Below are 24,118 nucleotides of genomic sequence, written 5' to 3' on the forward strand. Positions count from 1 at the left end.
TTTCTGCGGTGGGCGGGGGTGAGCGGTCTAGCGGGCGTTGAGCAGGTGCTCGATGGCCAGCTGGTTCAGGCGGATGAACGCGAAGTTGCGCTGCGCTGCGGCGTTGGCGTCGAAGTCGGCGAAGCTTGCCGCATCGTCCATCAGCTGCTGCGCGGTTTCGCCGGCGTCCAGGGTGCTCTCGCCCAGCTCGAACACGCCCGAGAGCTTCATCGCCTCCTGGACCTCGGGGTCTGCGCGGAATGCCTGTGCGCGTTCCTTGAGCATCAGGTACATGGACATGTTTGCCTTGGCCGAGTCCCACACGCCGTCGTAGCCGTCGGTGCGCGATGGCTTGTAGTCGAAGTGGCGGGGGCCATCGTACTTGGGTCCGCCGGTCGGGAAGCCGTTCTCCAGCAGGTCGACGGTGAAGAAGGCGCTGGTCAGATCGCCGTGGCCGAAGACCAGGTCCTGGTCGTACTTGATGCCGCGCTGGCCGTTGAGGTCGATGTGGAACAGCTTGCCTGCCCACAGCGCCTGGGCGATGCCGTGGGTGAAGTTCAGGCCAGCCATCTGCTCGTGGCCGGTCTCCGGGTTCAATCCGACAATGTCCCCGTGTTCCAGCTTCTCGATGAAGGCCAGGCCGTGGCCTACGGTTGGCAGGAAGATGTCGCCGCGTGGCTCATTCGGCTTCGGCTCCAGCGCGATGCGCAGGTTGTAGCCTTTTTCCTTGATGTAGCCGGCTGCGGTGTCCACGCCTTCGCCCATGCGGTCAAGTGCCGCGGCCAGGTCCTTCGAGCCGTCGTACTCGGCGCCTTCGCGGCCGCCCCACATGACGAAGGTTTCGGCGCCCATTTCGGCTGCCAAGTCGATGTTGTGCAGGACCTTGGCCAGCGCGAAGCGGCGGATCGAGCGGTCGTTGGAGGTGAAGCCGCCATCCTTGAATACCGGGTGGCTGAACAGGTTGGTGGTCACCATCGGGACCTTCAGGCCGGTTTCCTTGAGTGCTGCACGGAAGTCCGAAAGGATCTGCTCGCGCTGGGAAGCGGTGGCGTCAAAAGGAATCAGGTCGTTGTCGTGGAAGGTGATGCCGTAGGCGCCGAGCTCGGCCAGCTTGCGGACAGCTTCCACCGGATCCAGGTTCTTGCGGGTGGCGACACCGAAGGGATCGGCACCGGTCCATCCCACGGTCCACAGTCCAAAAGTGAAGCGGTCGGCGGCGGTTGGCTGAAGAGTCATGGGATGCATCCTTGGATCGGGGGTTGGCTGATGCCATTTAGTTTATGTCCTGAACTATATGGGTGGTGATGCGCTAGAGTCAATAGCGAGCAGTGAACGATTCGTCCCAAAAAATTCTCAAGGAGAAGGCATGCGCCAACCAGCGTCTAGCGCCCGTGCCGCAAGCTCTTCGGCCCCGGGTAACGTCGGAGACGTGCGCAAAGCCAACCTGGCCAGGGTCCTATCGGTGATCGCAGGCGCAGGGGAAGACCAGCGGTTATCACGCGCCGATATCGCCCAACTCAGCCAGCTCACCAAGGCCTCGGTCTCCAGCCTGGTCGCCGATTTGCTGGCGGCCGGACTAGTTATCGAAATTGGCGTGCACCGCGACGGGGAACGCGGGCGGCCCTCGGTGGGGCTCATCCTGAACCCCGCACGCTGTGTCATGGGCATGGAAATCAACGTTGACTACATAGCCGCCGGGCTGGTGGACCTCAGCGGCAAACTGCTGGCACACGAAATCCTGCCCAGTGCCAACCACAGCTCAACAGCCAGCGAAGTGCTCGCTGCGCTGGGAGAGCTGAGTCAAAGGCTCCAAGCTGCCGCCCGGGCCCAAGGGCTAATGATTCTCGGCGGCGGGTTGGCTGTTCCTGGTTTGGTCAACGAGGAGCGGTACACCGTCCTGCAGGCCCCTAACCTCGGCTGGGAGCGGCAAGACCTGGATGTCGCAGCATTGCTGCCCGACGCCAAAACCCGCTTCAGGCTCTTTAACGAAGCCAACGCCTCAGCGCTGGCCCAGCAGCAGTTGATGGACGTCCAAGAACGCGACTTCCTGTTTGTCTCCGGGGAAGTGGGCATCGGTGGCGGATTGATAATCGACGCTGAACTTTTTGCCGGTCCCCAGGGACACGCCGGTGAACTCGGGCATGTGGTGATTGCCCCCGAGGGCAGGGCCTGCAGCTGCGGCGGTCGTGGATGCTTGGAAACCATTGCCGGGCAGGAAGCGATCCTGGCTGCCGCTGATCTAGGGGCGATGGTCGATAGCGCCTCGCGCCAACGGCGGATCCACCAGCTATTCCAAGCGCTGGAAACCGGAACCGAACCCGCGCTGAGCGCGGTAGCCGAGGCCGGAAAATCCTTGGGAATTGCGGTGGCCTCGGCCATGCGCCTGTATGACGTTTCCACGGTAGTCTTTGGCGGGCACTTTGCCGCCCTGGAACAGTGGCTACGTCCTGCCATGGAAGCCAGCCTCCAGATGCACGCGCCGAGCATCGCCGGCCAGGCTCGACTGCTGTGCTCGCCGCTGGGCCAAACAGGTGCGCTGGTCGGTGCCGCGCGCAGCGTGGCGGGGGACCTGTTGGAGGCCCCGCATCAGCTGGTGGGTTGAGAAACGCCTACCGGCTGCTGCAGTTCGGTCACCCAATCACCTTGGTCTTCGGAGATGGCACGCACGTAGACTTCGCGGCACGGACCGGTCGGAACCAAACCGCGGGCTAGGACTTCTTCGTGCACGGCCTGCCAGCTTTCATGGATGGTGTCCATGGAGCCGAGGTGCACTCCGCAGATGGCTTCGGGCACCGCGGGGAGCTCGATGATTTCGACATCGGCGAGGTTGGGAGCGTTAGTGGCGTATCCGGCAATGACCTCTACTCCATCCTCAGTTCCGTTGTATTGCGCAATGGGCGTGGCAAGGCTTTGGCCCTGAATGGACTGCGCGATTCTGTCGAAGAGCGGGCCGATGCGACCAGCGATTTCAGGTTGCTCGGACACCGTGAAGCGGCCTGCGGCCAAGCGCACTGCGGGCAGTGGCTTGTGGATGATTTCAATGCGTGACATGAGATTCTCCTTTGAGATCAAGCGCAGGCGCCGTTGCACATCCTGCAGCCGCTGCGTGGCCAGCCGGTGTTCGGCCTCGACCTGCGCGGCACGATTCTGCAAGTGCTCAGCAATCTTTTCCGCGGTGGCTCCCTGATCCAGGATCAGGGAAACCTCTTCCAGGCCGAAACCCAGCTCGCGCAAGGCCACGATCTGATGCAAGCGCTGGAGCTGGGAAGGGTCGTAGGTACGGTAGCCGCTGCACGGGTCTACGTGGGCGGGCTTGAGCACCCCGGCGGTATCCCAGTGCCGCAGCATGCGGTGGGTAACCTGGCCGATCTGCGCAAACGCCCCGATGGATAGCATGCTTCAGTTCTCCGCCCTCACACTGTGTCAGGGTCAAGCCCTTGGCTGGTTTTGGAATAATTGTTGCATCGCGAGAGTTCTCCCGGGCGGTTTTGACGGCCGGCAAAGTTCCGGAATCTCCGAGCAGCTACGCATGAATCCTTGGATGAGGCAGCAGCTGGCTATAGTCTTCCAGGGTGAAGACCCGTCAAACCGCCTTGCGCTTCCTCAACCTGGCTCGGATACTGTGGGCGCTGGCCACCCTGGGCGCTATCGTGGCGACCTACGCCGACACTGCCTCACGGGGCCCGGTGCAGCCACTGAATTTCTTTGGCTACTTCACCATCCAGTCGAATCTGGTGGTGGTTCTGGTCGGGCTGATCTACCTCACGCTGCTGGCACCCTTAGGGGCCGCAGGCGGGGTTCCGCTTCCTTGGGCGAATTGGGTAATGCATATTCTCGGTCCCCTGCTGGTTCTGGCCGATTGGCTCTTGGCCAGGGACCGTACTTCCCTGTCCTACCGGGCGGTGCCGCTATTGCTGATTTACCCGTTGCTCTGGACCGGGGTAGTGCTGATTCGCGGAGCGTCCGATGGATGGGTTCCTTACCCGTTCCTCGACCCGGATCAGGGATACCCCGTCATTGCCCTGTACGTTGTTTCCATTGCCGTGCTCTTCGCGGGAATAGCTTTTCTGGTTGTCGCTTATGGCCTGCGTGGGCGACATCGTGACGTGCAACTCGAGATTCGCTAATCGTTTCGGTAAACTTTGGTCGTAAGAGCCCCTAACTCTTGCAACGGACCTTCAGGTTTCAGTGAGCAGGACAGGGGCATATTTTTTGTCCGGCACCGTGCCGGGACGGCGCTAAGCACGCCGCAACCGCTGCTTTAAGCAAGGGGGAGGATCCCATGCCAGCAATCGTGATCGTCGGAGCCCAATGGGGCGATGAAGGCAAAGGAAAGGCTACCGACCTGCTCGGTGGCAAGGTCGACTATGTAGTGAAGCCAAACGGCGGCAACAACGCCGGGCACACCGTGGTCGTAGGCGGCGAGAAGTACGAGCTCAAGCTCCTTCCTGCCGGCATCCTTTCCCCGAACGCCACTCCGATTATCGGCAATGGCTGCGTGGTGAACCTTGAAGCCCTCTTCGAAGAAATCGACGGCCTGGAATCGCGCGGCGCCGACACCTCGAAGCTGCGCGTTTCGGCCAACGCCCACCTGGTGGCCCCGTACCACCAGACCATGGACAAGGTCACCGAACGCTTCCTGGGCAAGCGGGCCATCGGCACCACCGGCCGCGGCATCGGCCCCGCCTACATGGACAAGGTCGGACGCCTGGGCATCCGCGTGCAGGACGTCTTCGACGAATCGATCCTGCGCCAGAAGGTCGAAGGCGCACTGCGCCAGAAGAACGAGCTGCTGGTCAAGATCTACAACCGCCGCAGCGTCGAGGTCGAGGAAATCGTCTCGTACTTCCTGTCCTACGCCGAGCGCCTGCGCCCGCTGGTCATCGACTCCACCTACGAGTTGAACAAGGCGCTGGACGAGGACAAGGTCGTGCTGATGGAAGGCGGCCAGGCCACCTTCCTGGACGTGGACCACGGCACCTACCCGTTCGTGACCTCCTCGAACCCGACTGCTGGTGGCGCGTCCGTGGGTTCGGGCATCGGCCCGACCCGCATCACCCGCTCCATCGGCATCATCAAGGCCTACACCACCCGCGTGGGTGCTGGTCCGTTCCCTACCGAGCTGTTCGACGACATGGGCCTCTACCTGCAGAAGACCGGTGGCGAATTCGGCGTAAACACCGGACGCCCGCGTCGTTGCGGTTGGTACGACGCCGTGCTGGCTCGCCACGCTTCGCGCGTGAACGGCTTCACCGACTACTTCGTCACCAAGCTGGATGTGCTCACCAACATTGAGCAGATCCCGGTATGCGTGGCCTACGACGTTGACGGCGTGCGCCACGACGAAATGCCGATGACGCAGACCGAGTTCCACCACGCGAAGCCGATCTTCGAGTACTTCCCGGGCTGGACCGAGGACATCTCGGGTGCGCAGAGCATGGAAGAGCTTCCGGAGAACGCAAGGAACTACATCCTGGCCCTGGAGAAGATCTCCGGCACCCGGATCTCCGCCATCGGCGTGGGACCGGACCGCGATCAGACCATCGTGCGCCACGATCTGATCCAGGACTAGTTCCTGTAGCCAAGGAGCCGCCGCAGTTCATCAGCTGATGAACTGCGGCGGCTCTTTTTCGTGCACTAGAACCTAAGACATGCTGGTAGTGCGGTTCAGGCACCCCAAGATGAAATTCTCGGACTGGATGGCGGGCATGGCGGTTTCTTCGGACATGCACAACCAGCACGTGGATGGATCACGAAGAAACTCGAATGCCGGAACAGATTACTTGTCAGCGGGCATTGCCGTGCATGAGGCCGGGCAGGTTCTGACAGGCCGCAAATGAGGCACGGCATCTTTCATGTTTCCGGGTGGCAAGCCGGAGCCGGACGGACCTCCTATCGATGCGGCCGTGCGAGAAGTGAGTGAGGAGCTACGGACAACCCCGTGTCTTGTTATGTACCTGGCGGGGTGAGCCGGTCGATCCGTTTTCTGGTGTCAGCGGCAACGTCGAGGATCATGGGGGTGAACCAGCCTTCTGCGCGCGATTGCTCGATGAGCGCCGGGAGCGCATCCAGCATCGCTTCCAGAGTGGCGCGGATCTGCCTGGCGGCAATTTTCGCTGGGATACCCCACGAGGACACTTCGTCCATCAGGTGCCTGCCGTTGACTTCGTCGATGTGCACGCCGGCGCCTACGTGCAGGGACAGCTCGCGGTCGGCGTGCTCCCATGCTGCGGTGGGGACCACATCGTAGGCCGGCGCCAGTCGCACGGTTCCGCGGTCGATGGTCAGCCCGATGTTCCGGGCGTGCATGTCGCAGTTCCCCAAGGCCAAGTTCACGGTCAGGTATTTGAGCAGGAGTTCGCGCTCTCGCGGAGGATTTGAAGCGTTGTCGGTGAGGACCTGGGCGATTAGCTTCAGCGTGGGGGATTTCTCTGCGGGTTTCTGGTACTTCTGCTTCATGCCGAGCGCTTGGCAGAAGTCCTCCTGGTGGATGCGCCGCACAGGTTCGGATTGGGCGTCGCGGTCGTAGCGTTCAACCAGGATTGCTTTGCGGCCTTGGACGGTGATGACTTCGGCGGCGGCGGCGATTTGGCGTTTGGAGCGGCTCAGGCGCACGGAGGCTTCGACCAGCCTCAGGCCGAACAGTTCCAGCTCGGCGATGGACGGCCATTGTTCGGTGCCGTCTTCGTTCAGCCGCGCGGGTTTGAGGATGTGGGTGGTGGGGCTGCCGTCCAGGGGCATGCCGATGCGGGGTCCGTCGCGGACTACGAGCAGCTTGCCTTGGAGTCCTCCCAGGCTCACCCGGATGGAGCTGTCGATGCCGATGCCCAGGGGTGCTGTGGGCAGGTTGGTGATGGCTTTGGCCAGTTCCTCGGCGGTGGTCCAGCGGATATTGTGCGGTTCGTTGTTGGGTTCTTCGCCCAGGGGGAGCACTTGGACGGCGCCGGCGCAGTCCTTACCGTAGGCGCCGAGCATCATGAAGGTGTCCACGTGAGCGATTCTCGCCTTGTCGGCGAGCATTTTGCGGATGTCGTCTTCTGGCAGCAGGCCGTCCAGGAAGTGGACGCATTCGACCCAGGGGTAGGGTTCTTCCCGGATGGGCAGCTTGGTGGACAGCAGTGCGCTGCTGTTTTGAGCTTCGGGGGTGTACTGCAGGGAAATGGTGCCGAAGCCGTGATCGGTGATGGTGGCCGTGTGCACTCCATCGAACCATAGTGCCAGCTGTGGGTCCGCCACGTCAGCTCCTCTTGACTCGGTGGTGGATGCTGCGGGCGTTGTGGGCCATGCTGTTGCGGATGGCGTTGGTCTCGCCGGAGTGGCGCGGGGCGATGAGCAGATCCAGGCCGAGGATGGACATGATTTCGAGCAGGATGTTGGCGTTGCCGAGCTTGCCGTTTTCGATCGCGCTGATGGTGTTGCGGGAGATGCCGAGCTGGTCGGCGACGTCCTCTTGGCTCAGTCCGAGGTCGATGCGCTGTTTGCGCAAGGTGCTTCCTATGGCTTTGGGGTCGTTTCGCATGCGCCCGCCTTTCTCTTAAAGCCCATTTTATCGTGAATTAACCCCGATGACATCATAATGTACTGATTTTTGCGCTTTAGTAGGTCGGTGGCTTTAATGAGCAGAATCTTGTGCATTAGCGCATGGTGAGCATTAATGCCCAGAAATTTGATCTTTAATCACTGTGTGCCACTAAAGACCAAAAAACTGCGCATTACCGCTAAGGTGCTAAAAGGCCAGCACCACCAGCAAGCTGGTCGTGCTGGTGGTGCTGGCAATCATCATGATCGGCCTGGGTCAGCTGCCACACCATCTATTTCGGGTGATGAAAATATGAGCATCAACGACAGATCAGAAATAAAGGGTTTCAAGTCGGCGGGAGCGATAAAGAAGCCGAGATGCCAACGCTGCAATACTGCCGTTTCTAAGTTCCCGTGCGGCAAAGACGCGTCCTGCTGAATTGTGAACTCATAATTTCATGTTCCGCTTGGATTCCTGCGCAGCCTATTCTGGGGCGCTGGATGTCGAACAGAAAACGAGTACTGTGCCCAGCGGTTTTCACCGCTGGGCACAGGGCTCGAATCTTATATGCTCCACTCGGTATTCTTGGCGGACTAGAGCGTAGGCTCTTGTGCCGTGGCATTGACCGGAGCGTCCTGGATCTTGCCCGCAACGCGCAGGTTCCAGTGCTCAATCACCTGTCGGTCCGTCGACTTGGTCAACAGCGAAACAGCAATGAACGCTGCTGCCGAAGCGATCAGACCGTAGTAGATCGGGTCATTGGCGTAGACGCCGTCGAACTTGTTCTCAGCCTGGATCTCCAAGATGATCATCGTGCCCAAAGTAGCTATTGATCCTGCCGCCATGGAGGCTGTGGCCCCAGCACCATTGCCGCGCTTCCACAGCAGGCCGCCGATGATTGCCACCAGCAATCCGCCCACCAGGATGTCGTAGGCAATGGTCAGTGCTGCGACCACGTCGTCCACCAGGATCGCCAAGGTGACCGTGACGACGCCCAGCGCCATCACCCAGATGCGGTTCGCGCGCACGTCATGCTCGGGGTTCTCATCGGTATTCACTTCCACGCGCTTGCCGAACCAGCTGGCGACAAATGGGGTGACATCGGTGCGGGCCACGGTTGCGGCGGCGATCAGCGCTCCGGAGGCGGTGGACATCATCGCGGCCACGGCTGCGGCCATGACCAATCCGCCCACCGCAACTGGCAGCAACTGAGTGGCGACCTCGGCATAAACCACGTCCTTGTTATCCGCCGCGCCGGCGATGTTCGGCAGCGCCACCTTCGCGGCCATGCCAATCAGTGCGCCGGCAGCACCGTAGAAGATGCAGTAGATGCCGGCGGTCATCCCGCCCCAGCGGGCGACCTTCGGGGTTTTGGCGGTGAAAACGCGCTGCCAGATATCCTGGCCGATCAGCAAGCCCAAGGTGTAGACCACGAAGTAGGTGATGATCGACTGCAGCCCCATGCCGGTGAAGCTGAAGAATTCGGCGCCCACGCGCTCGCGGATGCCATCCATGCCGCCTGCGGCATTCATGGAGAATGGCAGCATCAGGGCGAAGATGCCGACGGTCTTGATGACGAACTGCACCTGGTCGGCCAGGGTGATGGACCACATGCCGCCGATAGTGGAGTAGATGACTACGATGGCGCCGCCGATGGCGATGGCCAGCCATTTCTCCCAGCCGAAGAGCACCACGAAAATGGTGGCGTAGGCGCTGGTTGAGGTGGCGCAGAGCATCAGCGTGTAGGCCAGCATGACGATGCCGGAGGTATTGGTTGCCGCCGCGCTGCCGTAGCGCAGGGTCAGCATCTGCGAAACGGTGAAGACCTTGAGCTTCTGCAGCGTCGGGGCGAAAGCCAGCGACAGCAGGATCACGCCTGCGCCAATAGCCACCACGAGCCACATGCCGGAGATCCCGTGCTTGTAGCCCAGGCCAACGCCGCCCACGGTCGAGGCTCCGCCGAGCACCACCGCCGCCATGGTTCCGGTGTAGAGGAAGGGGCCCAGGCGCCGGCCGGCCACCAGATAGTCGCTGCTGTTCTTGGTGCGGGATTTGCCCCACCAGCCAAAGGCCAGCATTGCGGCCAGGTAGGCGGCGACAATCGCGCCGTTGATGAATTCCATGGAGAACCTCGATGTCCGGATAAAAGCAGCGCTTACCTTAAGTAAACTTTTGTTGCATCACAGGCTACTAGCGCTGGCGCTGCCGATCAATGGAAATCGCGAACATTGCCCACCGCACTGCTCTGGCCAGCCGCAATGTGACGAAGCAAACCGTTCCATTTAGTGAAACTTTCTAGACATTTTGCACTCAAATATGATTCACATACGGCATCGTGTCACATATGCGTAGCATTCGATCGGCAATGTGTGCAATCGCAGCTTGTTTAGTACTGTTTCACGTTGACGCAGCGTTGCATCATTGGCCAGCAGGGCCGTTTTCTCCGCCGTTGCGTCAGACGATTTCTCGAAACCAGAAAGACGCCTAGAAGATGAGTGAAAATGGTCAGGGCCTGACAAAGAAGTCGGCCGGACACGTCATTGTCGACACGCTTGCCGCGCACGGCGTGGAACGCGCCTACGTGGTGCCGGGTGAAAGCTACCTGGATGTCCTTGATGGGCTGCACAACTCGCCAATCGAAACCGTGGTCTGCCGCCACGAAGGCGGAGCCACCTACATGGCCGAAGCCGAAGGCAAGATGCACCAGCGCCCCGGCATTGCCATGGTGACCCGTGGCCCGGGAGCTGCCAACGCCCACGTCGGCCTGCATACCGCATGGCAGGATTCGACCCCGCTGGTGCTATTCGTGGGGCTGATCCCGTTCGAGCACCGTGAAAAGGAAGCCTTCCAGGAATTCGATCCCAAGGCATGGTTCGGCACCGGCGCCAAGCGCGTGATGATCCTGGACCACGCCGATCGCGCCAGCGAAGTCGTCGCCGAGGCCATGTTCGCTGCCATGTCCGGACGCCCGGGCCCGGTGGTCGTCGGCCTGCCAGAAGACATCATCCGCAACGAAGTTTCCGCCGAAGTCCATCCGGAAATCCCGGTGGCTACCGGCGGCATGACCGTGACCGACTGGAAGGCGCTGAATACTGCCTTGCAGGAAGCGGATAAGCCGCTGTTCATTTTCGGCGGCAACGACTGGTCCCACGAAGGCGCAGCGGACTTCACTCGTTGGCTCGAGGAACACGACCTGCCAGCCGCTGCCGAATGGCGTTGCGAGGGTACCGTGCCTTTCAACTCGCCATCCTATGTTGGCCCGATCGGCTACGGCCGCCCCAAGCCGACCTATGACCTGCTGGAAGAGACTGATCTGCTGATCTTCGTCGGCACGGTTCCAGGCGACGTCATCACCGACGGCTTCAATGTCCGCCAGAACTGGGACAAGAAGAACTTCCTGGTCACCATCGACCCGTCGCTGCGCGGACGTTCCGGCCCGGTATCGCACCAGATTGTCGCCAAGCCCGATGTCTTCGTTCGCGACCTGCTGCTGATGGATTTGCCGGTCAAGGAATCCTGGAAGGAGTGGACTTCCCGGATGCGCGGCGAGCAGGAGAAGTTCGCCGAACTTCCACCAGCGCAGCCTTCCGCGGGCCAGGCGAGGATGGCGACCATGATGGCTAATCTGGTTGGATCCCTGCCCGAAGACGCCCTGGTGACCTTCGGCGCTGGCGAGCACACCAACTGGGCCCACCGCTACTTCCCAACCAACGGCTACGCTTCGATGCTCTCGGCACGCAACGGTTCCATGGGCTACTCGATTCCTTCCGCCGTCGCCGCTTCGCTGAACTACCCGGGGCGCCGCGTGGTGACCATCGCAGGTGACGGCGAGTTCTTGATGAATGGCCAGGAGCTGGCTACCGCTGCCCAGTACGGCGCCACCCCGCTGGTGATCGTCATGGACAACCAGCAGTACGGCACCATCCGCACCCACCAGGAACGCCAGTACCCGGAACGGGTTTCCGGAACCCAGTTGGCCAACCCCGACTTCGCGCTGATGGCGCAGTCCTTCGGCGGGTTCGGCGTCCGCGTCGAGAATGATTCAGATGTCCCGGCTGCCCTGGAAAATGCGCTGAAGGCCATTGACGAAAACAAGAAATTCGCGTTGATCCATTTGGTGGTAGAGCAGGGAGTCAAGGCCTACTAGGCACTGGGTGCGCTTAGCGAACAGTCGGGTCTGCGACGTATAATTCCAGCGGGTGTCGTTTCTAGCGATACCCGCTGGATGCTTTAACCAGCAGAGGCAACAGACCGAGACCTTCAACCGTGGAGCGGCCCTAGAATGAACGATGCCCTTATTGCTAGCCTTCTCCGGGCCGTAGAAGCAGCGCCGGACGACCATGCCCTGCGATTGCACCTGGCTGAACAGCTCGATGGTGCCGGTCGATCCGCCGAAGCGCTGTCCCATGTCAGCATCGTGCTGCAGCAGGATCCGGGGAACGCGTCCGCGCTGGGAAGGCTTGGAACGATCAGCGCGTCGATGGCCGCAGCGATGGCCCCGCAGGCGCCCGTCGAACCCGCAGCGGATGCCGCGCCGGCTGGAAACCAGCAGAACGATACGCCACCAGGCTACGACTGGGAAGCGGGTTCCAAGGAACTCGGCAGTTCGCTGCCGGCGCCCTTTATTGAAGGACGGGTCCCACTGCGCTCAGATGCGGGGTCCGATGCCCCGGAAGCTCCCATCGAGAACCCGGCCGGAAAGGGTGTCACCCTGGATGATGTGGGTGGCTTGCAGGCGGTCAAGGACCGCCTGCACGAATCCTTCCTGGCACCGATGCGCAACGCCGCAATTGCCAAGGCCTTTGGCAAATCATTGCGCGGCGGGCTGCTGCTGTATGGGCCACCGGGATGCGGCAAGACTTTCCTGGCTCGCGCGGTGGCCGGTGAGCTGAAAGCCAATTTCATGTCTGTCACCATTACCGATGTGGTTGATTCCTACATCGGTGAAACGGAAAAGCGGCTCAAGGCGATTTTCGACCAGGCCCGCAAGAATGCTCCAACGGTTCTCTTCATCGATGAGATTGATGCCATCGGCATCCGCCGCGGTTCGCTGACTGGATCGGGCGCGTGGATGCGCCAGATGGTCAATCAGCTGCTGATCGAGATGGATTCGCTTGCGGGAAACAACGATGGCCTTTACGTTCTGGGGGCTACCAACCACCCATGGGATCTGGACGAAGCACTGCTGCGTCCAGGCCGGTTGGACCGGACCCTGCTGGTGACTCCGCCGGACGCGCCGGCACGTGAGTCCATCTTGCGGTACCACCTGAAGAACCGCCCGATTGCCGGAATCGACCTGGAATGGATTGCGGCACAGACCGACGGATTCTCGGGCGCGGACCTGGAGCACGTGTGCACCACTGCCGCCGAGAAGGCAATGATGCAATCCATCGAGCGCAACGAGGTTCTCCCCTTGGACATGGGCCATATCAGAACTGCCCTGGCGGAAATCAAGGCGTCGACTTTGCCGTGGCTGGAATCCGCGCGAAATGTGGTGCGCTTCAGCAACCAGCATGGCCGCTACGATGATTTATCCGAGTATCTGGTTTCGCAGAACATGCTCTAGAAAGCACCGGGGGAGTACACCGCATGGAATTCGAGCGACTGCATCACCGGATCACCCACCACCTGGCGATCGGACGGGAAACCGAAGCGATTGCCTTGCTGAAGGATAACCTCAACGAGCACCATCAGGTCCCTGCCTTCTGGATCCTCTATTCGTCATGCCATTTGAGCCTCAAGCAGTGGGCCGAAGCGGAGTCCGCTGCCAGAGCCGGGCTGAATCTGGATCCTGCCAACCCGGTGGCCGGGGAGTGCCTGGCCATCGCCCTGATGCGCCAGCATCGACGGGAGGAGGCGCTGCTGGCGATCCGGCAGGTAATCGAAACGGAACCGGAATACGGCAACGGGCACTACTGGCTGAGCATGATCACGCTCAGCGATATTCGGAGCAACGATGACAGGGTGCTGGCCCGCCAAGCCATCGAGCACGCGATTCGGCTGGAGCCGGGGAACCCCGATTACTACCAGGGCGCGGCAATTGCTGCCGAAGCCCAGGATGACAACCTGGCGGCTCTCGGATTCCTCCAATCCGGGCTGCAGATCGACCCCAATCACCAGGGGCTGTTGCGGGCGGCCGGAAGTATCGGCAATGGCGAAAAAATCGTCGGGGAACAAGGCGATGTGCTGCGTGGATTGATATCCATGGATCCGATGAACGAAGGCTTGCATCAGGACTACGCGGAAACCTTCGTTGCGAAGCAAACTGCCTACGCTAATCGGTTCTGGCTTTTCACTCCGGTGCTGGCAGTTGCCGCCGCCCTGGGGCAGCGGGCTGGTGGAACCGGGGCACTGCTGGCGATTGCCGCCATTGCCATCGTGGCCGGGCTCTTTGGATGGTGGAACAAGAAGGCGTACAGCAAGGCGGCCAGGTCGTTGCCCGCCGGCTACGCCAAGGACATTGATGCGCGCTTCCCCAAACTGCCCCGAGCTATTCGCTCCTACCGGATTGGTTGGCTCCTGAGCACGAGCGGAGCGGTCCTGGGCTGTTTCCTGCCGGTGGCTGGCATCATCGTGATGCTGCTCGGTGTGCTGGCAAGCCAGCTAGGAGCACTGTGGATCCTGCAAGAAAATGCTGGCCCGCCAAGAAAGGGCTCCGACCGCCACGAGCAACGCCGGTACCTCATCCGGTGCAGCGGCTTGCACGCGGCTGGCTTCTGGAAGCGGGCGTGCCTGGCGCTCATCCAGCTAGTGCTCTTAGGGATTTGCTTGGCCAATGAAAGCAGGATCGCTGCCGTGCCAGCCGGATCGGTGGCCGCCGGACTGCTGGTACCCGGAGTCTCCTTGCTGGCAGCCCAAGTCCGCCTGGGGTTCAAGGAAAATGCCTTCGCCTACGGGCTGGCTGTCAGCTCCTCGGCCAAAAACCGGAACTGGGCCATGCTGCGCGGCAATATCGGCGGCCTGTATTTCATCGGAGTGCATCTGTTCGCCGGACTGCTTGCCGCAGCTGCTTCGCTGGGGCTGCTCATATCGGGAGTGGAGGGTTCGCTGGATTCGCCACCGGAGCCCCGTCATCCAAGCCAGGATAGCGTCCTCGACGAAGACTTGCTGAATCAGCTCAAGGATGTGGAAACTCCGGATTCCCAGCCCCGTGAATACTCGATCCCTTCGCTGCCGGACATGCCCGATATTCCGTCCCTCGGCGTCCCGAACCAGTGAGCAGGAACCTACGCGGAAAAGATCACAACGCCGTGGGCCTTTCTGTCTTGGCACGCGCCCGCTGAAGAAATAAGATGAATTGCTACCGATTCCCGTGAGCACTAGAACCCCAACCACGAGGTGGATAATCTGATGGCACAGATGAGCGAAGAGCTCATTGAGCAGTGGGCTGACGCAACTGCTGAAATCTACAATGAGTCCCTGACTGGCATTAATCTGAGCCGTCTGCCCGAGGCAGTGGCTCAGTACGTCGACCTCTTCGCGCAGAGCGAGAACTTGACGTTCAATGGGGAGGCCACCCCCACCGATTACTTCGATAATCACCCATTCCTCGCGGTGACCGCAGTGCTCAACAGCCCAGAGGCGCTGGAAGCCCTGGATTCCGACGCGCAGGACGCGTTGGATGCGATGGTTGACTTCACCGAGGCCTGGTACAACTTCGACCTCGAGAATGAGCCGGAACTCGGTATCTCCGAGGCGGATGGCGACGACGAAGAAGACTGGTAAGCCTTCTGCCGCCCAGGGGCCGGCACCCAGCAGCGTACGCGCGCTGGGTGCCGGCCTTTGCTGCGGGCGGCCGGAAACCGGATTGCATGCCAACAGCCATGAAGCTATTCCATTTGGCCGCCCAGGGTGGCACTATGCGGATATGAGCCAGTTCAGCGTTTTCGAGAGCACCGTGGTCATTCACCTGCCGGTGCACCGTGTCTGGGAGCTGCTTACCGATTGGGCAGCAACACCCTTGTGGATCCATGGGATCGGCTCCATGCATTCAGACGACCCTGAACTCAAGGTCGGTACCAATCTGGTTTACCGCGTTGCAGGGCATGAACGCGTGTATCGCGTCCATGACCTGATCGAGAACCGCTTGCTGATCCTGCACACCTCGGAGAATCCCGATGGGCTCTCCTACCGCTACGACCTGAAGGACGACGCGGGGCATACCGAGGTAGTGCTGCAGGTGGCAATCATCAACCCGGATCTGACGGTGGAGCAGTGCGAGGAGCTGGCGGCAAATATCCGCGAAAGCGAAGGTGACAAGCTGGACCAGCTGCGGCTGTACGCAGAGCAGGCCCCCTGAGCACCTGCGCGGCGCAAGACTATTTCGTCGCGCCGGGAGCAGGAGCCGAAGCATAGGCCGTCGAATTCTCCAGCTGGCCATTGAATAGCTGGTCCACGGTGACCGGGGTGTAGCCCTCGGCCTTCAGCTTCTCCACGAGATCCGGCAGTGCCTTGACTGAGCTCTCATGGATGTCATGCATCAAGATGATGGAGCCCGGATGGACTTCGTCCATGGCGATGCGCACCGTTTTCTCCGGATCGTGGTGCTTCCAATCCAGGGTGTCAACATCCCACAGCACCAACGGGTAGGGCACCAGCCGGTCATAGACGGCACCGTGATTCCCATAGGGCGGGCGGAAGACGGTGGGCTCGTGGCCGGAGGCCTTTTCTACCGCTTCGCTGGTCCATCCCAGCTCATGCTGGATCTGTTCTCTGGTCAGCGTCGTGAGATCCGCATGGTCCCAGGTATGGCTGCCCAGCTGGTGGCCTTCGGCGGCCATGCGCTTGACCGCGTCGGGGTATTTGGCAATGTTCTTCCCGACCATGAAGAAGGTGGCTGGCGCATCCGCGGCCTTCAGTTCGTCGAGCAGCCGCCCGGTGTACTGGCCAGGTCCGTCATCGAAGGTCAGCGCCACGCATCGAGCCACGGCGCAATCCACCTGCTCGCTTGCCGCGGAGCCCGTGGGTTGCGCATCGGGAGCAGGCGCTGGTGCAGGGGAACAGGAAACCAGGAATGCCGGGCCCAGCGCCAACAGCGCCAACAGGGCCAGGTGCGCCATGTCGGGCAATCGAGAAGTCATCCTTCCACCTTCCCGTCATGCCCGGTCCGTGCCCGGGAACTACACGCGAAAATCTGCTGGGAGTTTGATCAGTGCCGGCCCAGCGCCAGCTGGTCGCAACCGGTCAACTGCGCTCGCCGTCCAGCTCCGCCGGAACGGGGTCCGAGAGCGGATGCGCTATTTCGTCGCGGGCAAATTTCCCGGCCCACCATGCGATGATTCCGAACAGCGGCGAGGCGAGGCCGGCAATGACGAATATCGCCTGCAAGCTGAGCACCTGGGTCAAAGGTCCCGCCGCCGCCATGGACAGCGGCATCAGCGCCAGCGAAACGAAGAAATCCAGGCTGGAGATCCGCCCGAGCAGGTGTCCGGGAACCCGGCGCTGGAGCAAGGTGCCCCAGATGACCATGCCCACGGCGTCGGTGATGCCGAAGGCCAGCAGGATCGCGAAGAGCATCCACGCGGCATCGACGTAGCCCACCAGGGCCAGGGGCAAGGTGCCCAGGCACCAGCAGGCGGTCATCAAGCTCAAGTAGCGCCGCGGGAATTTCGCGGACGCGACCAGCAGCGAGCCGATCGCCGAACCGAGGCCGAAGAAGGCCAGTGCGAAGCTGAACAGTTTCGCGTCCCCGTGCAGGTTGCCGCTGACGATGAAGGGCAGCAGCACCTCGAAGGGCCCGATGAAGGTGAACACCGAAATGACCGAGAACAGCAGCGTCCACAGCAGCCAGCGGGTGCGCACCGTATAGCCGATGCCTTCGCGCAGCTGCCGGAACATCCCGGGCTGTCCCTGGCCGTCAACGGGGCCTGGCGCGTTGTACGCCTGGCGGTTGGGGATCCGGCGCAGCATCAGCAGCGCCGCGAGGTGGATTACGCAGATGCCGACGATGGCGTGCGCCGGCGAGAGTCCCGCCACCACGAATCCGGCGGCCATCGGGCCCAGGGCGGTGTGCACCACCGGCCGGGCTGTCCCTTCCAATCCGTTGGCGGCCAGCAGCTGCTCGGCGGGCAGCATCTTGGGCAGCAGTGCGGAGTAGGCGGGGTAGAAGAAGGCCGACCCGGCCCCGCCGCAGAAGCCGGCGAGCATCAGGTGCCACAGCTCCAGGGCACCGGCCATGGCCAGCACCGCGGTGATGCCCATGACTGCCAGCGACAGCGCCTCGACCAGCATCACGATCCGCCGGCAGGAATGGCGGTCCGCCATGATCCCGCCGAGCAGCACGAAGCAGAGCAGCCCGGCGGCACTGGCGGTGGCCACGGCAGAAAGCTGGATGGGCCCGCCGCCCAGCTGGCGCACCTGGTAGACCATTGCCACGGCCCACATGCCGGTGGCGAAGGTGGAGAGGACAAGTGCGCTGGCCAGCAGGGCGTAGTCGCGGTAGGCGAACGGCTTGATGAGGCGCAGTGCAGAGGTTTTGAGCGCGCTCATGGAAGCTCCTGCGGTAGTGCGTAGGAACTATCATCCATCCACTGATTGGGCTTTGTCAATCAGTGGATGGGAATTAAAGAACTCCGGGGACCACGCGATGGCGCGTGGTCCCCGGAGCTCGGCTTCGTGCTACTCGGCGTCGTGGTCGGTTTCCAGGATGGCCGCCAACTGCTCCAGGGCAGCTTCGGCTCCTTCGCCTTCGGCGCGCAGCACTACGGTGGTTCCGTATTCCGCGCCCAGGCCCATCAGCGAGAGGATGCTGGACGCGTCCAGCGCCTCGTCCACGGGCTCGCCCTGAAGGGCGATGGTGACCTCGACCGGCGCCTCGGCCGCGGCCTCGGCGAAGATGGCTGCCGGGCGGGCGTGCAGGCCGACGCGGCTGCCGATGATTGCTGTACGTTCTGCCATGATGGCTCCTTCGGGATCTATTGAACGGTTGATTGCGGTAAATTCGGGGGGCCTAGAGGCCGAATCGGTCCAGCTCGCCCAGCTGCGCGCGCACGGCAGTGCGTGCCGCCTCGGCCGACTCGGCGTCCAAGGCCAGCTGGGACAGGCGCTGCGCAGTGGGCAGGTCTACGGTGCGCAGCACCGCGGCAACCGGTGCCAACGCCCGCTTGTTCATGGACAGGGTGTCCACGCCCAGGCCCACCAGCACCACGGCCAGCGCCGGGTCGGCAGCCGCTTCGCCGCACACCCCGACGGGTTTGCCGCCGGCCGCCTGCGCACCGGCGGCGGTGGCGGCCACCAGGTGCAGCACTGCCGGCTGCCAGGGGTCGTTGAGCTCGGCCAGGGCACCGAGCTGGCGGTCCGCGGCCATGGTGTACTGGGTCAAGTCGTTGGTGCCGATGGAGACGAAATCGCAGCGCTGCAGGATCTGGCCTGCCAGCACCGCCGCCGAAGGGACCTCGATCATGGTCCCGGCGGTGGCCAGGCCAGCGGCCTTGGCCAGCTGCGCGAATTCCTGCGCTTCGGACGCAGTGGAAATCATCGGCGCCATCACCCAGATTTCGGCCTGGTGCTCGCCGGCGGCTTGCGCGATGGCCTGCAGCTGGCGTTCGAGCACGCCCGGGCTGGACAGGTCGGTGCGGTAGCCGCGCACGCCGAGGGCCGGATTCGGCTCGCTGGCATCGGTCAGGAAGGGCAGCGGCTTGTCCGCTCCCGCATCCAAGGTGCGCACCACGACCTTGCGGCCGGGGAAGGCGGCGAAGACCGCACCGTAGGCTGCCACCTGCTCGTCATGGGAGGGCTCCTTGTCCTTGCCCAGGAAGCAGAACTCGGTACGCAGCAGGCCCACGCCCTCGGCGCCCGCCGCGGCGGCCAGCTGCGCGTCGTCGCCGCTGCCGACATTGGACAATAGCGGCACGCGGTGCCCGTCGCGCAGCTGCCCGGTGCCGGAGAACTCCGGCAGCGCCTCGCGGTTGGCGTAGGTGGCGGCCAGGTGCTCTTCGGCCTCGCCGGGACCGGTGATGACCAGCCCGTCGATGCCGTCCACGAAGACATGGTCCCCGTCGGCCAGCGCTGTGGTGCCGGCAGCGGCCACGATGGCCGGAAGGCCCAGCGAGCGCGCGATGATGGCGGTATGCGATTGCGGCCCGCCATCGGAGGTGACCAGCGCCAGGACCTTGGCCGGATCCAGCGTCGCGGTATCGGCCGGAGCCAGGTCCACCGCGGCGAGGATGAAGGGCTGGTCCGAGTCCGGGATGCCCGGGGCGGGTACGCCGCGCAGCTCGGCGACGATGCGCGAGCGCACATCGAGCACATCCCCGGCGCGTTCGGCCATGTAGCCGCCGAGCGCCGACAGCTGCGTGGCGACCGCGTCGGCGGCCTCCCAGATGGCCGATTCGGCGCAGGTGCCCGATGCCACCAGCCTGGTGGCCGACTTGAGCAGCGTGCGGTCGCTGGCCATCAGCGCGGTGGCCTTGAGCACGGCTTGGGCATCGCCGGTGGCCTGCGCCGCGCGTTCCTTGAGCTGCGCGGCGACCGCCTGCGTGGCCTCGGCCAGGCGCAGGGATTCGGCTTCCGCGCTGGAACCTGCTGGCAGGGGCGCGCCGTCGGCGGGCGGGAGGATGGGGTCGGGCATGCGGCGCACGGATCCGATGACCCGTCCGGCGCTGACGCCTACTCCGGTGAATTTCTGGCTCATGCTGCGGCCTTTGCCTCTTCAGCGGCCCGTGCGGGGGCCTTGCGGACATATTTCTTCAGGATGATCACCAGCGCCGCGGAAACCAGCGTGCCGATCACGGTGGCCACCAGGAACATCGGCCAGGTGCTGTCCATCGCGAAGAAGACGAAGATGCCGCCGTGCGGTGCCTGGGAGAGCACATCGAAGCTCATGATCAGCGAGCCGGTGACCCCGGCACCCACCATGGAGGCCGGGATGACGCGCAGCGGGTCGGCCGCGGCGAAGGGGATGGCGCCTTCGGAGATGAACGCGGCACCCAGCAGCCAGGCCGCCTTGCCGTTTTCGCGTTCCGCCCCGGTGAACAGCTTCGGGGACACCGCGGTGGCCAGGGCCATCGCCAGCGGCGGAACCATGCCGGCAGCCATCACGGCTGCCATGATCATCAGCGGGGCCGGGTTCTCGGCCACCGAACCGGCGCCCAAGCCGGCTACCGCGAAGGAATAAGCGACCTTGTTGATCGGCCCGCCCAAATCGATGGCCATCATCAGGCCCAGGACCAGGCCGAGGATCGCCGCCGCGGTGCCGGACATGCCCGCCAGCCAGCCGTTGAGGGCTTCGGTGAGCTGGGCAATCGGCCCGCCAAGGAACAGGAACATCAGGCCCGAAGCGATGATGGAACCGAGCAACGGCACGATGACCACTGGCATCAGCCCGCGCAGCCAGCGTGGCACGGTCCAGGAATTGATCCAGCGGCAGGCCAGGCCAGCGATGAGTCCGCCAATGATGCCGCCAATGAATCCGGCACCCATGAAGCCTGCCACGGCACCCGCGGTGAAGCCCGGGGCGATGCCCGGACGGTCGGCGTAGGCATAGGCGATGTAGCCTGCCAGCGCCGGAATCAGGAAGGACATGGACAGGGAACCGATCTTGAACGCGACGGCGCCCAGATAGGCGCCCAGCGGACCGAACGGGGTATCGAGCTGCGCCATGATCTCGGCACCTGGCAAGTTGAACAGGGTGCTGGAACCCAGCACGCCATCGGCCACGTTGCTGATCGAGTACCCGCCGAGCAGGAAGCCCAGCGCGATGAGCAAGCCGCCGCCGGCGACGAACGGGATCATGTAGGAGACGCCGGTGAGCAGCGCGCGCTTCAGGCCTGCGCCGAAGGATTCGCTGCCGCCGGATTCCTCGCCGGATGCGGCGGCACCGGCGGGAACGCGGCGCGCCTTGGGATCTTCGGAGGCGGCGATGGCGTCATTGATCAGCTTCTTCGGCTCGTCGATGCCGCGCTTGACCGGAACCTGGATCACCGGCTTGCCGGCGAAGCGGCCGCGGTCGCGCACATCGACGTCTACCGCGAAAATCACGGCGTCGGCGGCTTCGATGACCGCCGGGTCCAGCGGGGTGGAACCCGAGGAACCCTGGGTTTCCACCGCGAAGCCGACACCCATTTCCTCGGCGGTCTGGGCCAGCGAATCGGCGGCCATGTAGGTGTGGGCGATGCCGGTGGGGCAGGCGGTGACCGCGACGATCGACTTCTTCTTGGGGGCGGCCGGAGCAAGGGAGGCAGGAGCCGCGGCCGGAGCATCGGAAACCACCGCGCGCACCAGTTCCACGATCTCGGCTTCACTGGCTGCTGCCCGCAGGGAGGCGGTGAAGGACTTCTTCACCAGGGCGCGGGCGAGCTTGGAGAGCAGCTTGAGGTGGGCCTGGTCGGCGCCATCGGGGGCGGCAATGAAGAACACCAGGTCGGCTTCGCCGTCCTTGGCGCCGAAGTCCACCGTCGGTTCCAGGCGGGCCATGGCCAGGGTCGGCTCGGTCACCGCAGCCGAACGGCAGTGCGGGATGGCGATGCCTCCGGGCACCCCGGTAGCGGTCTTGGCTTCGCGGGCCTTGGCATCGGCGGCCAGGGCGGCGGCGTCGGTGGCGCGCCCCTGGTTGGCCACCAGCAGGGCCAGCTTCTCGATGACCTCGCTCGTGCTGTTGCCCAGGTCGGCATCGAGCAGCACGAGCTCTGCAGTGATTAGTTCACTCATGACTCGGTTCCTTGCGTTGAAGTAAGTTCGTGGACGGTGACGGCGCCAACGGTGAGATCGGATTGGGTCGGGATGGTGGAGCCGGGCAGCTGCGTGGCGGCGGCCCCGTAGGCGACGGCATTGCGCAGCCGTTCAGGGGCGCTGGCCCCTGCAGCATCGGCCAGCAGGTAGCCGGCCAGCGAGGAATCGCCAGCCCCCACGGTGCTGCGCGGGGTGATCGGGGTGTGCGATCCGTGCCAGACACCGGCCTTGGTGACCAGCAGTGCGCCCTGCGCCCCGAGGGTGGCCAGTACCGCGCCGACGCCTCGGTCCAGCAGCTGCTGCGCGCAGCCGGTGGCCAGCTCGCGGGAGCCTTCCAGTGCCGCCTCGCCGTAGCCGCCCGCCAGCTGCGCCAACTCCTCGGCATTGGGCTTGACCAGATCCGGGATGTGCTGCTGGCTGTGGGCGAAGAGCTCCAGAAGCGGTGCGCCGGAGGTGTCCACGGCGATCTTCGGGCACTTCCCGCCCAGGGCCGCCCTCAGCTTTGCGGTCAGCTGCGCATAGAAGCTGGCAGGAACTCCCGGCGGCAGCGAACCGGCCATCACCATCCAGCTGGCGCCGGCGGCGGCCTCGGCGACCAGGTCGCCGAGATCGGCCAGCTGCTGCGCGTCCAGGGTAGGGCCTGGCTCATTGATCTTGGTGGTGGTGCCATCGGGATCGGTCAGGGTGGTGTTGGTGCGCAGCGCTTCGGTGATCGGCAGGTTCCGGTGCGCCAGCTGGTCGCGGGACAGCGCGGTAATCAGCGGGTCGGTGCCGGCTCCGGGCAGCACTGCCAGGGTGGGAACACCGGCCGCGGCAATGGCGCGCGAGACGTTCACTCCCTTGCCTGCCGCCTGGACGTGGCTGGAAGCCGCGCGCTGCACGGCGCCGGGGGCCAGTGGCGCGCCTAGCTCGATGGTCTTGTCCAGCGCCGGGTTGACGGTCAGCGTGATAATCATGCGATCACCACCTCGACATCCGCCGCTTCCAGCGCAGCGGCAAGTTCAGTGCCGGGTTGCTGGTCGGTGACCAGGGTGTCGATGTCTTCGAGCCGGGCGAAGCAGACCAGGGTTTCCTGGTCGAATTTGGATCCGTCGGCCAGCAGCACCACGCGGCGGGCACTGGCGACCAGGGCGCGCTTGACGGCAGCTTCCAGCGGGTCCGGGGTGCTCAGGCCGAATCCTGCATGCAGCCCGTTGGTGCCGATGAAGGCGATGTCGGCCCGGTACTGGGAATACTCCTGCACGGTGCGGGCTCCGCTGGAGGCGCCGGTGATGCCGCGGACCCGCCCGCCGATCAGCTCCAAGGCGACATCCGGGCTGTGGACCAGCACCGAGGCAATGGGCAGGGCGTGGGTGATAACCACCAGTCCGGTGCCCGCGGTGCTCTTGAGCATGCGTTCGGCCAGGATTTCCGTGGTGGTTCCCGCGTCGATGATGACCGAGGCATCGGAGACCGGCAGCAGGCTCAGGGCGCGCTGGGCGATGCGGGCCTTGGACTCGGAATGGATGGCGGTGCGCACCACGTAGCTTTCCTCGCGGGTGCTGGCTTCGGTGATGGTGACCGCTCCGCCGTGGACGCGGCGCAGGTAGTTCTCGGATTCCAGCTGGGCCAGATCCCGCCGCACGGTTTCCCGGGTGATATCGAAGCGCTGCGCGAGCTGGGCGACGGTTACTTTCCCGTCAGCTTCCAGCTGCTCAACGATCAGCCGGTGTCGTTCTTCGGCGAACATTCTTGCCTCCGCAATTCCTCATGACCTGCAACACATTGATCTGTGTTTCCATGACTTTATGCCCGATTGTGTGGCATCGTCAAGTGAAAATCCGGGGAATATTTGGCTTTAGTTGGTTTTGAGTGGGTTTGCCAGGGGTTATGCAGAATCAACGGTGGGGGATACGCGCAACCCAAGCAGCGTGCGACTTGATTCTGTCCTCCTGAAATCGCCATCTGTGCGGC

General features: G+C 63.5%; 21 protein-coding genes. 9 read left to right on the forward strand and 12 right to left on the reverse strand.

Going from position 1 to position 24,118, the window contains the following annotated elements; all coding sequences use genetic code 11:
• Nucleotides 1-27: 27 nt before the first annotated feature.
• Entirely contained in the window at nt 28-1,215 is a 1,188-nt protein-coding gene (xylA, locus tag ACIOJF_RS13255) for a xylose isomerase (protein ID WP_402741720.1), read from the reverse strand.
• A gap of 130 nt (nt 1,216-1,345) precedes the next feature.
• On the opposite strand from xylA, the gene ACIOJF_RS13260 reads away from it, so the two are divergent.
• Complete coding sequence (locus ACIOJF_RS13260) at nt 1,346-2,581, forward strand: ROK family transcriptional regulator (RefSeq protein WP_332488375.1); 1,236 nt, start codon at nt 1,346-1,348, stop codon at nt 2,579-2,581.
• Here ACIOJF_RS13260 and ACIOJF_RS13265 read toward each other — a convergent pair.
• Entirely contained in the window at nt 2,566-3,375 is an 810-nt protein-coding gene (locus tag ACIOJF_RS13265) for a MerR family transcriptional regulator (RefSeq protein WP_133834951.1), read from the reverse strand. The two genes, ACIOJF_RS13260 and ACIOJF_RS13265, sit on opposite strands and share 16 nt — an antisense overlap.
• Nucleotides 3,376-3,551: 176 nt before the next feature.
• On the opposite strand from ACIOJF_RS13265, the gene ACIOJF_RS13270 reads away from it, so the two are divergent.
• The 3 genes from ACIOJF_RS13270 to ACIOJF_RS13280 all read left to right on the forward strand — a co-directional run bounded on the left by ACIOJF_RS13270 (nt 3,552) and on the right by ACIOJF_RS13280 (nt 5,948).
• On the forward strand, nt 3,552-4,106 hold the full coding sequence (locus ACIOJF_RS13270) for a Pr6Pr family membrane protein (RefSeq protein WP_402741721.1): 555 nt from the start codon (nt 3,552-3,554) through the stop codon (nt 4,104-4,106).
• Nucleotides 4,107-4,261: 155 nt separating this feature from the next.
• Entirely contained in the window at nt 4,262-5,551 is a 1,290-nt protein-coding gene (locus ACIOJF_RS13275; protein WP_388024618.1) for an adenylosuccinate synthase, read from the forward strand.
• Between the two features lie 283 nt (nt 5,552-5,834).
• The gene (locus ACIOJF_RS13280; protein WP_286172329.1) at nt 5,835-5,948 is read left to right on the forward strand and encodes an NUDIX domain-containing protein; all 114 of its coding nucleotides are present in this window, start codon (nt 5,835-5,837) and stop codon (nt 5,946-5,948) included.
• Here ACIOJF_RS13280 and ACIOJF_RS13285 read toward each other — a convergent pair.
• From ACIOJF_RS13285 to ACIOJF_RS13295, 3 genes are all read right to left on the reverse strand, one after another.
• Entirely contained in the window at nt 5,929-7,215 is a 1,287-nt protein-coding gene (locus ACIOJF_RS13285; RefSeq protein ID WP_133834949.1) for a HipA domain-containing protein, read from the reverse strand. The two genes, ACIOJF_RS13280 and ACIOJF_RS13285, sit on opposite strands and share 20 nt — an antisense overlap.
• Nucleotide 7,216: 1 nt before the next feature.
• Complete coding sequence (locus ACIOJF_RS13290; protein WP_133834948.1) at nt 7,217-7,498, reverse strand: helix-turn-helix domain-containing protein; 282 nt, start codon at nt 7,496-7,498, stop codon at nt 7,217-7,219.
• A 593-nt stretch (nt 7,499-8,091) separates the two neighbouring features.
• Nucleotides 8,092-9,621, reverse strand: coding sequence for a sodium:solute symporter (locus tag ACIOJF_RS13295; protein ID WP_402741722.1), 1,530 nt, complete (start codon nt 9,619-9,621; stop codon nt 8,092-8,094).
• A gap of 368 nt (nt 9,622-9,989) precedes the next feature.
• Here ACIOJF_RS13295 and ACIOJF_RS13300 point away from each other — a divergent pair, with 368 nt between their 5' ends.
• From ACIOJF_RS13300 to ACIOJF_RS13320, 5 genes are all read left to right on the forward strand, one after another.
• The gene (locus ACIOJF_RS13300; RefSeq protein ID WP_105657924.1) at nt 9,990-11,645 is read left to right on the forward strand and encodes a thiamine pyrophosphate-dependent enzyme; all 1,656 of its coding nucleotides are present in this window, start codon (nt 9,990-9,992) and stop codon (nt 11,643-11,645) included.
• Nucleotides 11,646-11,780: 135 nt separating this feature from the next.
• Complete coding sequence (locus ACIOJF_RS13305; RefSeq protein WP_105657925.1) at nt 11,781-13,064, forward strand: AAA family ATPase; 1,284 nt, start codon at nt 11,781-11,783, stop codon at nt 13,062-13,064.
• A 23-nt stretch (nt 13,065-13,087) separates the two neighbouring features.
• On the forward strand, nt 13,088-14,716 hold the full coding sequence (locus ACIOJF_RS13310) for a hypothetical protein (protein ID WP_402741723.1): 1,629 nt from the start codon (nt 13,088-13,090) through the stop codon (nt 14,714-14,716).
• Nucleotides 14,717-14,848: 132 nt separating this feature from the next.
• A complete protein-coding gene (locus ACIOJF_RS13315; RefSeq protein WP_105657927.1) occupies nt 14,849-15,223 on the forward strand; it encodes a hypothetical protein in 375 nt (124 codons plus the stop codon).
• Between the two features lie 142 nt (nt 15,224-15,365).
• Nucleotides 15,366-15,797: an SRPBCC family protein gene (locus ACIOJF_RS13320; RefSeq protein WP_038991977.1), complete on the forward strand. Its 432-nt coding sequence runs from the start codon at nt 15,366-15,368 to the stop codon at nt 15,795-15,797.
• 19 nt (nt 15,798-15,816) lie between these two features.
• On the opposite strand, the gene ACIOJF_RS13325 is transcribed toward ACIOJF_RS13320, so the two are convergent.
• From ACIOJF_RS13325 to ACIOJF_RS13355, 7 genes are all read right to left on the reverse strand, one after another.
• Nucleotides 15,817-16,578, reverse strand: coding sequence for a polysaccharide deacetylase family protein (locus ACIOJF_RS13325; protein WP_402741724.1), 762 nt, complete (start codon nt 16,576-16,578; stop codon nt 15,817-15,819).
• Between the two features lie 103 nt (nt 16,579-16,681).
• Nucleotides 16,682-17,986 (reverse strand): MFS transporter, encoded by a 1,305-nt coding sequence (locus tag ACIOJF_RS13330; protein ID WP_402741725.1) that lies wholly within the window; start codon nt 17,984-17,986, stop codon nt 16,682-16,684.
• A gap of 129 nt (nt 17,987-18,115) precedes the next feature.
• Complete coding sequence (locus ACIOJF_RS13335) at nt 18,116-18,394, reverse strand: HPr family phosphocarrier protein (RefSeq protein ID WP_105657931.1); 279 nt, start codon at nt 18,392-18,394, stop codon at nt 18,116-18,118.
• A gap of 52 nt (nt 18,395-18,446) precedes the next feature.
• Nucleotides 18,447-20,129, reverse strand: coding sequence for a phosphoenolpyruvate--protein phosphotransferase (ptsP, locus tag ACIOJF_RS13340; RefSeq protein WP_105662633.1), 1,683 nt, complete (start codon nt 20,127-20,129; stop codon nt 18,447-18,449).
• A complete protein-coding gene (locus tag ACIOJF_RS13345; RefSeq protein ID WP_402473720.1) occupies nt 20,126-22,144 on the reverse strand; it encodes a fructose-specific PTS transporter subunit EIIC in 2,019 nt (672 codons plus the stop codon). The genes ptsP and ACIOJF_RS13345 overlap by 4 nt, the downstream gene beginning before the upstream one ends.
• A complete protein-coding gene (locus tag ACIOJF_RS13350) occupies nt 22,141-23,121 on the reverse strand; it encodes a 1-phosphofructokinase family hexose kinase (RefSeq protein ID WP_402697482.1) in 981 nt (326 codons plus the stop codon). The genes ACIOJF_RS13345 and ACIOJF_RS13350 overlap by 4 nt, the downstream gene beginning before the upstream one ends.
• A complete protein-coding gene (locus ACIOJF_RS13355; RefSeq protein WP_105662630.1) occupies nt 23,118-23,894 on the reverse strand; it encodes a DeoR/GlpR family DNA-binding transcription regulator in 777 nt (258 codons plus the stop codon). The genes ACIOJF_RS13350 and ACIOJF_RS13355 overlap by 4 nt, the downstream gene beginning before the upstream one ends.
• Nucleotides 23,895-24,118: the final 224 nt, after the last annotated feature.

This window comes from Glutamicibacter sp. NPDC087831, from assembly GCF_044742845.1.
Lineage (GTDB): Bacteria > Actinomycetota > Actinomycetes > Actinomycetales > Micrococcaceae > Glutamicibacter.